Consider the following 13,515-nt stretch of genomic DNA (forward strand, 5'->3'; position numbering starts at 1 on the left):
AAACTAAACGTTGCTCCATGTTCTAGTTTGGTTCCTGCCGCGCGTCAAGCCCTCCATCGGCATCTTTTAGAACTTGAGGGGAACATCTGGAACGGCATGAAACAGTTTTCCGGGTGATGTTCAACTGTTCCAGCCGGCCGTTCCGGCGCTCTGCTCAGGCGCTCTGCTGAAGTCTAGATGCTGAGCGCCCCATCCGTCAAAGGAAGCACTGTCACCATCGCGCCGGCCGGTTCCGGGTCGGCATGGGGCGGGCGGGGGATCAGGCAATCGGCCTGGGCGTACAGGGTGGTGATGGCGCTGTCCTGCCGGGCGAAGGGTGTCACGGTCAGGACACCGTCCGGGCCGGCGGCCAGCGTGGCGCGCAGATACTCCTCGCGCCGGTCGTTGGCCCTCAACGGGCCGGTCAGGCGGGCGCGCAGCGGCAGACGGTCGTCCTCCGGCGGCAGGCCCTGCAGCACGCGCAGGACCGGGCGGAGGAACAGGAGCGCCGTGACGCCGGTGGACACCGGGTTGCCGGGCAATCCCAGCAGCGGCACAGACCCGGCACGGCCGAACATCAGCGCCTTGCCCGGACGCATCGCCACCGTCTGCACCTCCAGCGCCACGCCGCGTTCGGCAAGCACATCGCGCACGAGGTCGTAATCGCCCTGTGCCGCCCCTCCGGTGGTGACCAGCAGGTCGCAACCGGCCGCACCCTTCGCCAGTGCCGCCACGCTCTCCGCCGTGTCCCTGGCGACGCCCAGATTGTGGGCGATCCCACCCTGGGCGGTCACCAGGGCGCAGAGGCCAAGCGCATTGGTGCTGACGATCTGGCTCGGACCCAGCGGGTCGCCGGGCAGGGCGATCTCGTCGCCGGTGGCAAGCACGGCGATGCGCGGCCGGCGATGGACCGACAGCCAAGGCACGTTGCCGCCGGCGGCCAGCGCGATGTCGCGCGCGGTCAGGCGCCGGCCCTTTGGCAGAAGCTCCTGACCGGCCGTGAAGTCGAATCCGGCCTCGCGGACGAAGCGGCCGGCGGCCACGGCGCGGCCGATCCGCACGGTGGCGTCGTCGGCGCTGCAATCCTCCTGCATCACCACGGCGTCGGCACCGCCGGGCAGGGGCGCGCCGGTGAAGATGCGCACCGCCTCGCCCCGGCCGACGCTGCCGGTGAAGGCATGGCCGGCGGCGGATTCGCCGATGCGGCGCAGCGGGACGGGGGCCTCGGCGGTCGCAGCGGCGATGTCGGCGGCACGCACGGCCCAGCCATCCATGGCGGCGGCGTGAAAGGGCGGCTGGGTCAGCCGGGCGACCACCGGTTCGGCCAGCACACGGCCGAGCGCGTCGGGCAGGGCGACGGTTTCCGCCGGGAGGGCGGCGAAGGCCGACAGGATGCGGGCGCGCGCCTCGGCGACGGAGATCATCGCGTCAGGCTCCGGTGGAGGAGGATGTGGACGCGCCCCACTCGCCGCTCTTGCCGCCGGCCTTGTGCAGCAGGCGCACATCGGTGACGGTCATGCCGCGGTCCACCGCCTTGCACATGTCGTAGACCGTCAATGCTGCGATGGTGACGGCGGTCAACGCCTCCATCTCCACGCCGGTCTGGCCCTTCAGCTTGCAGGTCGCCGTCACGTCCACCGCGTTGCGGGCGGGGTCGCAGGACAGGTCGACCTTGACCGAGGTCAGCATCAGCGGGTGGCACAGCGGGATCAGGTCGGGCGTGCGCTTGGCCCCCATGATGCCGGCCAGCCGGGCGACCGACAGCACGTCGCCCTTCTTCACCCCGCCCTGCATGATGAGATCAAGGGTTTCCGGCTGCATCAGCACGGTCGCCGCGGCTGTCGCGGTGCGTTCGGTGTCGGCCTTGTCGGAGACGTCGACCATCACCGCCTTGCCCTCGGCGTCGAAATGGGTGAAGCCGGTCATCGGGCGGTCTCCGTCAGAAATTTTTCCATGAAGACGCTGACGCCATTGTCTTCGTAGCAGGCATAGGGGCCGCGGTCGGTGAAGCCGGCCTTGCGGTAGAGCGCCAGCGCTTCGGGCTGGTGGATGCCCGATTCGAGCAGCAGGGCGTCCAAGCCCTCCGCCCGCGCCAGATCCTCCAGCCGGGCGAGCAGACGGTCGCCGATGCGCTGTCCGCGGGTGGCGGGATCGACATACATCCGCTTGATCTCGCCATAGCCGGTCGGATCGACGCGGAGTGCGGCGCAGCCGACCGGAACGCCGTCCTTGCGGGCGACGAGGAAGCGCAGGTCCGGCGCTTCCAATTCGCCGATGTCGAGCAGGTGGCAGGTATCCGCCGGATAGAGATCCAGCAGATAGCGGTCGAGCGCCGCCACCAGCGCGATCACGGCATCCTGGCGCGGGCTCTCCGCAGCGATCAGCACATCGTCTGTCACATCGGCCACCATCTCGGTCATCGCATCACACCGGAGCCAGCAGGGCACGGGTGGCGGCGGTCACATCGGCCTGCCGCATCAGCGATTCGCCGACCAGGAAGCAGCGCGCCCCGACCTTCGCCATCCGCGCCAGATCGACGGGGTTGTAGAGCCCGCTTTCGGCCACCAGCATGCGGTCGGCCGGCACGTTGGCGGCCAGTTCCTCCGTCGTCGCAATATCGACCGCCAAGGTCTTGAGATTGCGGTTGTTGACGCCCAGCAGCGGCGTCCTCAGCAGCAGCGCGCGGTCCAGCTCGGCGCGGTCATGCACCTCGACCAGCACGTCCAGGCCCTGGGCGATGGCGGCGTCCTCGATCTCCGCCGCCTGGGCGTCGGACAAGGAGGCCATGATGATCAGGATGCAGTCGGCGCCCAGCGCGCGGGCTTCGACGATCTGGTAAGGATCGACCATGAAGTCCTTGCGCAGAACCGGCAAATCCACTGCGGCACGGGCCGCCACCAGATATTCGTCCCTGCCCTGGAAATAGGGCTCGTCGGTCAGCACCGACAGGCAGGTGGCACCGCCCTCGCGGTAGGCACGGGCCAGGGCCGGCGGGTCGAAGTCGGCGCGGATCAGGCCCTTGGACGGGCTCGCCTTCTTGATCTCGGCGATCAGCCCGTAACGCCCGGCCTCGACCGCGGCGCTCAGCGCCCGGATGAAGCCACGCGGCGGGTTGCTCTCGTTGGCGGCCCTGGCGGCGGCCTCCACCTCCGACAAAGGGCGGGCGGCCTTGCGGGAGGCCACCAGGGCGCGCTTGTCGTCGTTGATGCGGGTCAGAACGTCGCTCATCAGGCCACTGCCTCGTTGGTGATGGCGACCAGCCGGCGCAGCCGGTCGCGGGCGCCGCCGCTGTCGATGGCGTCGGCGGCCAGGGCGACACCGTCCTTCAGGGTCGCGGCCTTGCCGGCCACCAGCAGGGCGGCGGCGGCGTTCAACAGGACGATGTCGCGGTAGGGGCTGCGCACCCCGTCGAACAGGGCATGGATCGCCTCGGCGTTGACCTGGGCGTCGCCGCCCTTCAACTCCTCGATTCGGGCGCGGGGCAGGCCGGCATCCTCCGGCGTCACCTCGAACACCGTCACCTCGCCGTCCTTCAACTGGGCGACGGTGGTGGGGCCGGTGGTGGTGATCTCGTCCAGCCCGTCGGAGCCATGGACGACCCAGGCGGCCTCGGAACCCAGCCGCTTCAGCACCTGGGCCAGCGGCTCCACCCACTGCTTGGAGAAGACGCCAAGCACCTGCCGCCTGGCGGTCGCTGGGTTGGCGAGCGGACCCAGCAGATTGAAGACGGTGCGGGTGCCGAGCTCGACGCGGGTCGGGCCGACGTTGCGCATGGCGAGGTGGTGGCGCGGCGCCATCAGGAAGGCGATGCCGGCGTCCCACAGCGCCTTGCGGACCAGCGCGAAGTCGCAGTCGAGGTTGACGCCGAGCGAGCCGAGCACGTCGGCGGCACCGGACTTCGACGAGATGGCGCGGTTGCCGTGCTTGGCGACAGGCACGCCGCAGGACGACACCACCAGCGCGGCGGCGGTGGAGATGTTGTAGGTGCCCGCACCGTCGCCGCCGGTGCCGCAGGTGTCGATGGTGCCGGGAGGCGCTTCGACCGGGATCGCCTTGGCGCGCATGACGCGGGCGGCGCCGGTGATCTCGTCCACCGTCTCGCCGCGGACGCGCAGCGCCATCAGGAAGCCGCCCATCTGCGACGGGGTGGCGTTGCCGGACATGATGATGTCGAAGGCGAAGCCAGCCTCGGCCTCGGTCAGGGCGGCGCCGGTGGCGACCTTGCCCAGGATGGCCTTCATGTCGGACAGATCGCCGCTCATGCCGCGGTCTCCAGGCCCGCGTTCACCGGGCGGGGACGGGTCAGATCCAGGAAGTTCTGCAGGATCTGGTGGCCGTGCTCGCTCTCGATGCTTTCGGGATGGAACTGCACGCCGTGGATCGGCAGCTCGCGGTGGGCCAGCGCCATGATCAGGCCGTCGGCGGTCTCGCCGGTCACCTCCAGGCAGGCCGGCAGCGAGTCGCGCTCGACGATCAGCGAATGGTAGCGGGTGGCGCGGAACGGGCTGGGCAGGCCGGCGAGCACGCCGCGGCCCTCGTGCCGGATGTTGTCGACCTTGCCGTGCATGGGAACCGGCGCGCGGATCACCCGGCCGCCGAAGGCCTGCCCGATGGACTGGTGGCCGAGGCAGACGCCCATCAGAGGCAGGCGGGCCTTGGCGGCGGCGTCGATCAGGGGCAGGCAGATGCCGGCGCGGTCGGGATCGCAGGGGCCGGGGGACAGGACGATGCCGTCGGGGCGGAGCGCCATCGCCTCGTCCACCGTCAGGGCGTCGTTGCGGCGGACCTGCACGTCGGCGCCAAGCTCGCCGAGGTAATGGACGAGGTTGTAGGTAAAGCTGTCGTAGTTATCGATGAGCAGCAGCATGCGCCTTCCGCCTTCCACCTTTGCCCGGCCACCGTCGCCCGGGTCGTCCGGGCCGTTCCGGCCCCGTTCCAACGAGGGACACCCTAGCGGCTGAAAAGGGGGATTTCCAGCCTCCGCGCAGAACTTTGCCCCTGGGCCCCCGCGTCCTCACCGGCAGTCGAGCTGCGGCGGCGTCTTCGGCTCGTCCAGGACGTTGCCGCGGATGTCGGTTTCCAGCGTCAGGGTGCAGCGGCGGGTCTGGCGCGGCAGGTCGGCGGCGAGCGTCGCCTCGGTGCCGCGATACCGGCAGAGCACGAAGAGCTTGCCGCGCTGCGCGGCGTCGAACTCCCAGAGCTGGACCAGACGGCGCGCATGCCTGGTCTCGCTGTCGGGCGCCAGGGTGGTGCGCGCGGCGCTGGCCATCTGCTGGGCGCGGTCGCCCTCGATCAGGGTGATGCCGATGAAGCCGTGGCTGTCACGGCCCGGATAGGGCGCCCAGCCGCCGGGCGCCTCCGGCTGGGCGGTCACGCTGACGGTCGGCGGGCATTGCGGGCCGCCGGCAGCCAATGCCGGAGAGGCGGTGGCCAGCAGCAGCGGGACGATGACGAGGAAAGGGCGCATCGGGCGGTCTCCGGAGACTGGTCGGGCCAGTGGAAAGACGGTGCCGTTGCGGCGGCCGTCTTGTGTCGTTTGAGCAATTGCGGTCGCGGCGGCAGGGTGCCACTGTGCGCCGCCCCGGTCGCAGGATGGACATCGTCACCATGGCCCGCAAGGCGCCTTCGAAAGCCCGCAAGGTTCCGCTTCCCCCTTTCTGTCGAATCCCTTCGTCCTGGCTCTGGCGGCAGTCGCCGCGGTGTTCGCTGTGGCGATCGGCGTGGCGACGCTGACCGGCGGACGGTCCGGCGGCGAGCGTGTCCAGCAGGCCTCCGTTCAGCAGAGTCCGGCCCAGCAGGCCCCACCCCAGCAGGCTGCCGTGCCGCCGGCTCCCCCCTCGCTGCCGGCGGCGAAGGCGGAGGCCCCGGCGCCCGCACAGCATGCGGCGGACGGCCCGGAGCATGCGGTGCCGGAAAAGCCGGCCCAGGCGGAAGCGCGTCCGCCCGCCACCACCGTGGCGATGCTGCCACCGCCGGTTCCCCCGGCCCAGCCGCCGGTGCAGGCGCCTTCGGGCAATGCGGCATTGTGGCGCAGGAATGCGCTGCCGGCCGAGGTTCCGCAGGGCCGGCCGATCATCGCCATCGTCATCGACGACATGGGGCTGGACCGCAAGCGCTCGTCCCGGATGGCCGGGCTTCACGGCCCGCTGACGCTGTCCTGGCTGCCCTATGCCCGCGACCTGTCGGCCCAGTCGAAGGCGGCCCGCGCCAACGGGCATGAGCTGATGCTGCACATGCCGATGGAGCCCAGCGTGAAGGCCGATCCCGGTCCGAACGCGCTGCTGGTCTCGCTGGACAAGGGCGAGATCGTGAAGCGGTTCCGCGCGGCTTTGGACAGCTTCGATGGCTATGTCGGGGTGAACAACCATATGGGCAGCCGATTTACCGCCGACCGCGCGGCTCTGGCGCCGGTGCTGACGGAACTGCACCGGCGCGGGCTGCTGTGGCTGGACAGCCGGACGACGCCCAACAGCGCCGGAATCGGGCTGGCGCAGGAACTGAAGATGCCCTGGATCGGGCGCGACGTGTTCCTCGACAATGTCGAAACCGTGGCGGCGGTGAAGGCCCAGCTGACCAAGACCGAACAGGTTGCGAAGCGTCAGGGCTACGCCGTCGCCATCGGCCACCCGCATGATGCGACAATCGAGGCTCTGGCGTCCTGGTTGCCGGATGTGCAAAAGCGTGGCTTCGTTCTTGTCCCGGTCAGCGCGGTGGTGCGGACGCACCATGCCGGAGGTTGACCCGACCCAAAGGAAGCCCGTGGCGATGCCTGTAACGATGACCGATGCGTACAAGGTGGATGGGATGACCTGTGGCGGCTGCGCCCGCTCCGTTTCCAACGCGATCACCAAGGCGGCCCCGAATGCCGCGGTGACCGTCGATCTCGCAACCGGCACAGTCGTGGTCGCCGGCAGCATCCCGGCCGAACTGGTGCAGCAGGCGGTCGAGGCTGCGGGATTCGATTTCGGCGGAGCGGCGGCCTGATCGTGCTGCTGTTGCGGCGCAACAAAACCGTTTTCTTGTTGTGGGTATTGCGGCATGCTCGGACCGATGCGATCCGTTCCGCGAGGGTGCGATGCCGCTCTATTCCTACCGTTGCCAGTCCTGCGGCCAGGGGTTCGAGACCCTGGTCCGCTCCGGTGAGATGCCTGCCTGCCCGTCCTGCGGCGGTGCAGATCTGACCCGCCAGCTGTCGAACGTGGCGCCGGAGGGCAAGTCCGGTGCCATCCTCCAGTCCGCCCGCCGGCAGGCTTCCAGGGAGGGGCATTTCAGCAACTATTCCCGGTCGGAACGGCCGAAGGTTTAGACAGGGGCGGGCAGGGTCAGACGGCCGAGCCGGACGGGGCGGTTTCGGCCGTCACGGTCGCTGCGATCCACGTCTCCAGACGCTCGGCCGCCGCCTGCCAGTCCTGTTCCAGCATCATCGCATGGCCCATGCCCGGCATGAACACCGGCTGGGTGCCCAGCGCTATGGCGGTGGCGACGATCTCGGCGGGCGGGAACAGCAGAATCCTCCTCGGCCCCCATCACCAGCACCGGCATGTCGCGCGGCGGCAGGATTGGGAAGGGGATCCAGCCGCCGATGTCGAGCAGGACGCGGCGCGATTCCTCCTGAAGATAGCTCTCGTACTTGGCCGCTTCGGCGTGCGGCATCTTGTCGGAGAACATGGCCCGGCGGATGGCCTCGGGGTTGATTGCGGTCTCGCCGAAGGCCATCAGCATCGACATCTGCTGGAACACGTAGGGCGAACGCCAGGCCAGCCCCATGGTGGAGGTCAGCAGGCCGTAGGGCGGTGCCGACGCCATCAGCACGCCGGTCGGAAAGCGGCGCTTCGCCAGCGCGCGCTGCACCACCATGCCGCCCATCGAATGGCCGATCAGCACCGGGGGAGCGGACAGGCGGCCCGCCGCCTCCAGCACGTCGTCGACATAGTCGGCGATGCCGAACTCATGCAGCCGGTCGCGTCCTTCGCTGTTGCCGTGGCCGCGGAGCGAGACGGCATGCGCCTCCCATCCCCGTTCGGCGAACCAGGGCAGGAACTTGGCGTCCCGAATCCAGGCGCCGCTGAAGGCGCCATGGACGAACAGGAGCGGCGGCAACTTGGCAGTTCCGGAGGGGGCAGTTCCGGAGGGACGGCGGCTGATGATTTCCAGGCGGGACATCGGATCGCAGGTTGTTGTTTTGCACCGCAATAAGCATGGTGGGCGAAACGGCGCCTGTCCAGCGGCGGCACCGGCAACCCTGCTTTGTAAAGGCCTGCTTTGTAAGGGGACTTGGCAGCGTTTGACGCCGCCGGTCCGGTTTGCGACAGTCCGGACCCACAACACAGAGCCGGAGAGCGCCCGTGCCGAACCCACCGGTCCTCGACCCCGCGACGCTGACCGCCGAAACCGGCACCACCGACTATCCGCAGCCCTTCCGGCCGCAGGTCGCCGGGCGGCACCGGGTGGTGCTGGGCGATCCGCTGGGGCTGATCAATTTCGGCGTCAACCTGACCACGCTGGCGCCCGGCGCCTCCTCCGCCCTGCGCCACTGGCACAGCCGGCAGGACGAGTTCGTCTATGTGGTGGACGGCGACCTGACGCTGGTGACCGATGCGGGCGAGACGCTGCTGACCGCGGGCATGTGCGCAGGATTTCCGCATGGCGTCGCCGACGGGCACCGGCTGATCAACCGCAGCGACCGGCCCGCCAGCTATCTGGAGGTCGGCGACCGCAGCGGCGGCGACGAGATCGATTATTCCGACGAGGACATGGTCTGGCGCGACGGCGCCTACCACCACCGGGACGGGACCGTCTGGGAATGAGTGCCGACGTCACCCTGGTGCTGGGCGGCGCCCGCTCGGGCAAGAGCCGTTATGCCGAGGGGCTGGTGACGGCGCTGGGCGGGCCGCGCATTTACATCGCCACCTCGCAGGTGTGGGACGCCGAGATGGCCGAGCGGGTGGCGCAGCACCGCGACGACCGCGGCCCGGACTGGAGGACGGTGGAAGAGCCGCGCGACCTGACCGGAAGCTTGCGCCGGCAGGCCGCCGAGGGCACCGGCGTCCTCGTCGATTGCCTGACCCTGTGGCTGACCAACCTGATGATGGCTGAGGCCGACATCGCGGCGGAGACCGCGGCGCTGGTGGAACTGCTGCCGACGCTTCCCGGCCGGGTCGTGCTCGTTTCCAATGAGGTCGGGCTCGGCATCGTGCCCGACAACGCGCTGGCGCGCCGCTTTCGCGACCATGCCGGCCGCCTGCACCAATCCATCGCGGCCGTGGCGCCGCGCGTCGTGCTGACCGTCGCCGGTCTGCCGATGTTCGTGAAAGGGACTCCTGCATGACTGCCGATACAGACGAGCTGAACCGCCGCCACGCCGAGAAGATGAAGCGGCGCAAAGCGTTGCAGGAGCGGGCGCTCGCCTCCAAGACGGTGGAGAAGGGCCTGCTGATGGTCCACACCGGCAAGGGCAAGGGCAAATCGACAGCCGCGTTCGGCCTGATGATGCGCGCCGTCGGCCATGGCTTGCGCGTCGGCATGGTGCAGTTCGTCAAGGGCGCCTGGTCCACCGGCGAGACGGTGGCGCTGGAGCGCTTCGAGGATCTGGTCGATTTCCACACGATGGGCGAGGGCTTCACCTGGGACACCCAGGACCGCGCCCGCGACATCGCCGCCGCCGAAGCCGCCTGGACCAAGGCGAAGGAGCTGATGGCCGACCCGCGCTATCGCCTGATCGTGCTGGACGAGCTGAACATCGTGCTGCGCATGGATTATCTGCCGTTGGACGAGGTGCTGGCGACGCTGGCCGCCCGCCGGCCGGACCTGCATGTCTGCATCACCGGCCGCAACGCCAAGCCAGAACTGATCGCCGCCGCCGACCTCGTCACCGAGATGACGCTGGTCAAGCATCCGTTCGAGGCCGGGGTGAAGGCCCAGGCCGGCATCGAGTTCTGACGCCATGCCGTCACAGCCGATACGATCTAGGGCGATCATGCTGCAGGGCACCGGTTCCGACGTCGGCAAGTCGCTGCTGGTGGCCGGGCTGTGCCGGGCGCTGGTGCGGCGCGGGCTGAGCGTCCGGCCGTTCAAGCCGCAGAACATGTCCAACAACGCCGCGGTCACGGCGGACGGCGGCGAGATCGGCCGTGCCCAGGCGCTCCAGGCGCGGGCCTGCGGCGTGGCGCCCAGCGTCCACATGAACCCGGTGCTGCTGAAGCCGCAGTCGGACATCGGCAGTCAGGTGGTGGTGCGCGGCGTGGTGGTCGGCACCGCGCGCGCCGCCGACTATCAGGCCCGCAAGCGCGAACTGCTCGGCACCGTTCTGGACAGTTTCGAGCGGCTGCGGGGCGAGGCCGACATCGTGGTGGTCGAGGGGGCCGGCAGCCCGGCGGAGGTCAATCTGCGGGCCGGCGACATCGCCAACATGGGCTTCGCCACCGCCGCCGACGTGCCGGTCCTGCTGGTCGGAGACATCGACCGTGGCGGCGTGATCGCCAGTCTGGTGGGCACCCACGCACTTCTACCGAAATCTGAACAGGAGCGCATCAAGGGCTTTCTGATCAACAAGTTCCGCGGCGATGTTCGCCTGTTCGATGAAGGGCTGCGGATCATCGAGAGCCACACCGGCTGGCGCGGATTCGGCGTGGTGCCCTGGCTGAAGGAAGCGGCGACCCTGCCGGCCGAGGACGCGGTGGCGCTCGACCGGCCGCGGGAGGCCGGCAATGGGGCGCTGCGGATCGCCGTGCCGATGCTGTCGCGCATCGCCAACTTCGACGATTTCGATCCGCTGGCGCAGGAGCCGGGCGTCGCCCTGACCATGGTGCGTCCGGGTCAGCCGCTGCCCGGCGATTGCGATCTGGTGATCCTGCCCGGTACCAAGGCGACCGTCGCCGACCTTGCCTTCCTGCGGGCGCAGGGCTGGGACATCGACCTGATGGCCCATTGGCGGCGCGGCGGCCGGGTGCTGGGCATCTGCGGCGGCTACCAGATGCTGGGCCGGCGCATTGCCGATCCCGACGGCATCGAAGGCCCGCCCGGCGAGGCCGCCGGGCTCGGGCTGCTGGATGTCGAGACGGTGCTGAAAGGTCCCAAGGTGCTGGAGGAGGCCCGCGGCACGGAGCGGCGCACCGGTGCCGCGGTGGCGGGCTACGAGATGCATATGGGCCGCACCGAGGGGGCCGACCGGGCGCGGCCGATGCTGGAGCTTGCCGGCGGCGGAACCGATGGGGCGGAGTCGGCGGACGGGCGGGTGGCGGGCTGCTACCTGCACGGCCTGTTCACCGCCGACGGCTTCCGCTCGGCCTATCTGCGCCGGCTGGGAAGCGCCGGGTCGGATCTCGGCTATGGTGTGGCGGTCGAGCGGGCGCTGGACGCGGTTGCCGACCGGCTGGAGAGCGTGCTGGATGTGGACGGGCTGCTGACAGTTGCGCAGGGGTGAGGGAAGGGGGCGACGCCCCCTCAAACCGCCTCCTGCTCCACCGATAACGCGCGCGGCAGCTTGAAGACGATGTTCTCGGTCGCGGTGCGCAGTTCTTCCACCGTCACGTCGAAGCGGCTGCGGGCAGCCTCGATGACCTCCTCCACCAGCACTTCCGGGGCGGACGCGCCGGCGGTGATGCCGAGGCGGGCGACGCCGGCCAGCGCGCTCCAGTCGATGTCGGCGGCGCGCTGGACCAGCTGGGCGGCCGGGCAGCCATGGGTCTTCGCCACCTCGACCAGACGCTTGGAGTTGGAGGAGTTCGGCGCGCCCAGGACCAGCAGCGCCTCCACCTTCGGCGCGATGGCCTTCACCGCCGCCTGACGGTTGGTGGTGGCGTAGCAGATGTCCTCCTTCTTCGGCCCGGCGATGGCGGGGAAACGGGCCTGGAGCGCGGCCAGGATCTCCGTGGTCTCGTCGACCGACAGGGTGGTCTGGGTGGCGTAGGCGAGGTTTTCCGGGTCGCTCACCTCCAGCGTCGCGACGTCGGCCACCGTCTCCACCAGCACCACAGCGCCCGCGGGCAGCTGGCCCATGGTTCCGATGACCTCGGGATGGCCGGCATGGCCGATCAGGACGATCTGCTTGCCGTCCTCGTGATGGCGCTCGGCCTCGCGGTGGACCTTGCTGACCAGCGGGCAGGTGGCGTCGAGATAGAACAGCCCGCGCGCCTCCGCCGCCTGCGGCACCGATTTCGGCACGCCATGGGCGGAGAAGACCACCGGGCGGCCGTCCGGCACCTCGGTCAGCTCATCGACGAAGACGGCGCCCTTGGCCTCCAGGCTTTCGACCACGAAGCGGTTGTGGACGATCTCGTGCCGCACATAGACCGGCGCCCCGAAGCGCTCCAGCGCCGTCTCGACGATCTGGATCGCCCGGTCCACCCCGGCGCAGAAACCGCGCGGTGCCGCCAGCAGGATGGTCAGGGGCTGGCGGGTTGGGGAATTGGTCGTGGTCATATGCGCTGTACCGCCCTTGCGTGGATTGGGTCGCCCTTAGGTAATCCTGTGCTGAACGGTCACAAGGGATAGAACCGCCGCGCGGTCTTGTGCCGGTCAAGCTGGGACACTAAAGTCGCGATCCAACAGCCCGTTAACCGATCAGGCCGAACCGATGGACCGCCGCGACCGTAATATAGGAACCCCCGCCCGGAAAAGCCCGCTGGCGTCCCTCTTTGGGATGGGCCGCCCTGCGTTGCTCGCGGCCGGGGCCGTTCTGGTGCTTTCCGGCTGCTCCGGCATGGGGTTGGGGCCGACGAACCCGTCGGAAGCGGCGCTGGCCTGCCCGAAGGTCAACATCGTCCGCGACCTGCAGGAAGTGACGGTGTTCCGTCCCGGCGGCAAGGATCTGACCGATCTGGAGTCGCGCGCCGCCCTGACCGATTTCACCGGCAGCTGCGACTACACCAGCAGCGGCGTCACCGTGAACGTGAACGTCTATCTGGTGGCGGAACGCGGTCCGGCGCTCCAGGGCACCACGGCCAAGTACCAGTATTTCGTCGCCGTGGCCCAGCCGGACGACACGCTGGTGTCGAAGGCCTATTTCGACACCGACGTGACCTTCGTCCCCGGCCAGCCGCGCGCCGGCACCCGCGAGGAACTGACGCCGAAGATCCCGCTGCCCAAGGACGCCAACGCCAAGGACTGGAAGATCTATCTCGGCTTCCAGCTGACGCCCGAGCAGCTGAACTTCAACCGGACGCAGGTGAAGAAGTAAGCGCTTCTGCTCATCGGTGCCGGAACCTTCTCTTTCCGACTGTCATTCCCGTCTCAGAGGGGATGACGGTCGGGGCAGGGCGGGCGTGGAGCCCAATCCCTCCAATTGACAAACCTGTCCATTCGCGACAGTGTGCCGCCATCACGCCGATGATCCCTCGCGGGAGAGATCGCTTGTGAGTCTGTCGTAAATCGGCAGGTCCGCAGGCGGCGCCGAAGGAGCAACCGCCCCCGGAAACTCTCAGGCAAAAGGACCGCAAGGGGATAAGGCAACTCTGGAAAGCAGCCTCGGCGCCCAGTCGCCGCGACTCACCGAAGGAGTAAACCGGGTGCCCGGCTCGACCGGACGGCGGTGAATCT

The 13,515-nt window shown here is 69.4% G+C and carries 17 protein-coding genes and 1 riboswitch; of the genes, 8 read left to right on the plus strand and 9 right to left on the minus strand.

Annotation, left to right across the window (positions count from 1 at the left end; genetic code table 11):
* Positions 1-173: 173 nt before the first annotated feature.
* The 7 genes from ACWPN3_RS15940 to ACWPN3_RS15970 all read right to left on the minus strand — a co-directional run bounded on the left by ACWPN3_RS15940 (position 174) and on the right by ACWPN3_RS15970 (position 5,446).
* Entirely contained in the window at positions 174-1,403 is a 1,230-nt protein-coding gene (locus ACWPN3_RS15940; RefSeq protein ID WP_109096269.1) for a molybdopterin molybdotransferase MoeA, read from the minus strand.
* 4 nt (positions 1,404-1,407) lie between these two features.
* Positions 1,408-1,905, minus strand: coding sequence for a cyclic pyranopterin monophosphate synthase MoaC (gene moaC, locus ACWPN3_RS15945; RefSeq protein WP_109096270.1), 498 nt, complete (start codon positions 1,903-1,905; stop codon positions 1,408-1,410).
* Positions 1,902-2,399: a GNAT family N-acetyltransferase gene (locus tag ACWPN3_RS15950; RefSeq protein WP_492240460.1), complete on the minus strand. Its 498-nt coding sequence runs from the start codon at positions 2,397-2,399 to the stop codon at positions 1,902-1,904. Before ACWPN3_RS15950 ends, moaC begins: the two co-directional genes overlap by 4 nt.
* A 4-nt stretch (positions 2,400-2,403) precedes the next feature.
* Entirely contained in the window at positions 2,404-3,207 is an 804-nt protein-coding gene (gene trpC / locus ACWPN3_RS15955; RefSeq protein ID WP_492240461.1) for an indole-3-glycerol phosphate synthase TrpC, read from the minus strand.
* Positions 3,207-4,241 (minus strand): anthranilate phosphoribosyltransferase, encoded by a 1,035-nt coding sequence (gene trpD, locus ACWPN3_RS15960; protein WP_109096273.1) that lies wholly within the window; start codon positions 4,239-4,241, stop codon positions 3,207-3,209. Before trpD ends, trpC begins: the two co-directional genes overlap by 1 nt.
* Positions 4,238-4,846, minus strand: a complete 609-nt coding sequence (locus ACWPN3_RS15965; protein WP_492240462.1) for an anthranilate synthase component II — start codon at positions 4,844-4,846, stop codon at positions 4,238-4,240. The genes trpD and ACWPN3_RS15965 overlap by 4 nt, the downstream gene beginning before the upstream one ends.
* 147 nt (positions 4,847-4,993) lie before the next feature.
* Positions 4,994-5,446 (minus strand): STY0301 family protein, encoded by a 453-nt coding sequence (locus ACWPN3_RS15970; protein ID WP_109096275.1) that lies wholly within the window; start codon positions 5,444-5,446, stop codon positions 4,994-4,996.
* Positions 5,447-5,678: 232 nt separating this feature from the next.
* Between ACWPN3_RS15970 and ACWPN3_RS15975 the strand changes: the two genes are divergently transcribed.
* From ACWPN3_RS15975 to ACWPN3_RS15985, 3 genes are all read left to right on the plus strand, one after another.
* On the plus strand, positions 5,679-6,719 hold the full coding sequence (locus ACWPN3_RS15975; RefSeq protein WP_492261575.1) for a divergent polysaccharide deacetylase family protein: 1,041 nt from the start codon (positions 5,679-5,681) through the stop codon (positions 6,717-6,719).
* Positions 6,720-6,744: 25 nt separating this feature from the next.
* Positions 6,745-6,963, plus strand: coding sequence for a heavy-metal-associated domain-containing protein (locus ACWPN3_RS15980; protein ID WP_492240464.1), 219 nt, complete (start codon positions 6,745-6,747; stop codon positions 6,961-6,963).
* 91 nt (positions 6,964-7,054) lie between these two features.
* Positions 7,055-7,285, plus strand: a complete 231-nt coding sequence (locus ACWPN3_RS15985; RefSeq protein ID WP_492240465.1) for an FmdB family zinc ribbon protein — start codon at positions 7,055-7,057, stop codon at positions 7,283-7,285.
* On the opposite strand, the gene ACWPN3_RS15990 is transcribed toward ACWPN3_RS15985, so the two are convergent.
* Positions 7,282-8,079 (minus strand): alpha/beta hydrolase, encoded by a 798-nt coding sequence (locus ACWPN3_RS15990; RefSeq protein ID WP_492261576.1) that lies wholly within the window; start codon positions 8,077-8,079, stop codon positions 7,282-7,284. The genes ACWPN3_RS15985 and ACWPN3_RS15990 overlap by 4 nt on opposite strands.
* Before the next feature lie 245 nt (positions 8,080-8,324).
* Here ACWPN3_RS15990 and ACWPN3_RS15995 point away from each other — a divergent pair, with 245 nt between their 5' ends.
* The 4 genes from ACWPN3_RS15995 to ACWPN3_RS16010 are packed head-to-tail and all read left to right on the plus strand — an operon-like array spanning position 8,325 to position 11,401.
* Positions 8,325-8,786, plus strand: coding sequence for a cupin domain-containing protein (locus tag ACWPN3_RS15995; protein WP_492240467.1), 462 nt, complete (start codon positions 8,325-8,327; stop codon positions 8,784-8,786).
* On the plus strand, positions 8,783-9,307 hold the full coding sequence (cobU, locus tag ACWPN3_RS16000; RefSeq protein WP_492240468.1) for a bifunctional adenosylcobinamide kinase/adenosylcobinamide-phosphate guanylyltransferase: 525 nt from the start codon (positions 8,783-8,785) through the stop codon (positions 9,305-9,307). Before ACWPN3_RS15995 ends, cobU begins: the two co-directional genes overlap by 4 nt.
* On the plus strand, positions 9,304-9,918 hold the full coding sequence (gene cobO / locus ACWPN3_RS16005) for a cob(I)yrinic acid a,c-diamide adenosyltransferase (protein ID WP_492240469.1): 615 nt from the start codon (positions 9,304-9,306) through the stop codon (positions 9,916-9,918). The genes cobU and cobO overlap by 4 nt, the downstream gene beginning before the upstream one ends.
* A gap of 37 nt (positions 9,919-9,955) precedes the next feature.
* A complete protein-coding gene (locus ACWPN3_RS16010) occupies positions 9,956-11,401 on the plus strand; it encodes a cobyric acid synthase (RefSeq protein WP_492240470.1) in 1,446 nt (481 codons plus the stop codon).
* Between the two features lie 20 nt (positions 11,402-11,421).
* Here ACWPN3_RS16010 and ispH read toward each other — a convergent pair whose 3' ends face one another.
* Positions 11,422-12,399, minus strand: coding sequence for a 4-hydroxy-3-methylbut-2-enyl diphosphate reductase (gene ispH, locus ACWPN3_RS16015; RefSeq protein WP_174469829.1), 978 nt, complete (start codon positions 12,397-12,399; stop codon positions 11,422-11,424).
* A 235-nt stretch (positions 12,400-12,634) separates the two neighbouring features.
* Here ispH and ACWPN3_RS16020 point away from each other — a divergent pair, with 235 nt between their 5' ends.
* Positions 12,635-13,156: a hypothetical protein gene (locus ACWPN3_RS16020; protein ID WP_247872814.1), complete on the plus strand. Its 522-nt coding sequence runs from the start codon at positions 12,635-12,637 to the stop codon at positions 13,154-13,156.
* A 150-nt stretch (positions 13,157-13,306) separates the two neighbouring features.
* Positions 13,307-13,422: riboswitch (glycine riboswitch) on the plus strand.
* Positions 13,423-13,515 lie beyond the last annotated feature (93 nt).

It is taken from the genome of Azospirillum sp. UENF 111221, assembly GCF_058780625.1.

Coding starts and splice junctions, on each gene's coding strand:
- ACWPN3_RS15940 (WP_109096269.1), bottom strand. CDS start 1,403: ATGATCTCCGTCGCCGAGGCGCGCGCCCGCATCCTGTCGGCCTTCGCC.
- moaC (WP_109096270.1), bottom strand. CDS start 1,905: ATGACCGGCTTCACCCATTTCGACGCCGAGGGCAAGGCGGTGATGGTC.
- ACWPN3_RS15950 (WP_492240460.1), bottom strand. CDS start 2,399: ATGACCGAGATGGTGGCCGATGTGACAGACGATGTGCTGATCGCTGCG.
- trpC (WP_492240461.1), bottom strand. CDS start 3,207: ATGAGCGACGTTCTGACCCGCATCAACGACGACAAGCGCGCCCTGGTG.
- trpD (WP_109096273.1), bottom strand. CDS start 4,241: ATGAGCGGCGATCTGTCCGACATGAAGGCCATCCTGGGCAAGGTCGCC.
- ACWPN3_RS15965 (WP_492240462.1), bottom strand. CDS start 4,846: ATGCTGCTGCTCATCGATAACTACGACAGCTTTACCTACAACCTCGTC.
- ACWPN3_RS15970 (WP_109096275.1), bottom strand. CDS start 5,446: ATGCGCCCTTTCCTCGTCATCGTCCCGCTGCTGCTGGCCACCGCCTCT.
- ACWPN3_RS15980 (WP_492240464.1), top strand. CDS start 6,745: ATGCCTGTAACGATGACCGATGCGTACAAGGTGGATGGGATGACCTGT.
- ACWPN3_RS15985 (WP_492240465.1), top strand. CDS start 7,055: ATGCCGCTCTATTCCTACCGTTGCCAGTCCTGCGGCCAGGGGTTCGAG.
- cobU (WP_492240468.1), top strand. CDS start 8,783: ATGAGTGCCGACGTCACCCTGGTGCTGGGCGGCGCCCGCTCGGGCAAG.
- cobO (WP_492240469.1), top strand. CDS start 9,304: ATGACTGCCGATACAGACGAGCTGAACCGCCGCCACGCCGAGAAGATG.
- ACWPN3_RS16010 (WP_492240470.1), top strand. CDS start 9,956: ATGCTGCAGGGCACCGGTTCCGACGTCGGCAAGTCGCTGCTGGTGGCC.
- ispH (WP_174469829.1), bottom strand. CDS start 12,399: ATGACCACGACCAATTCCCCAACCCGCCAGCCCCTGACCATCCTGCTG.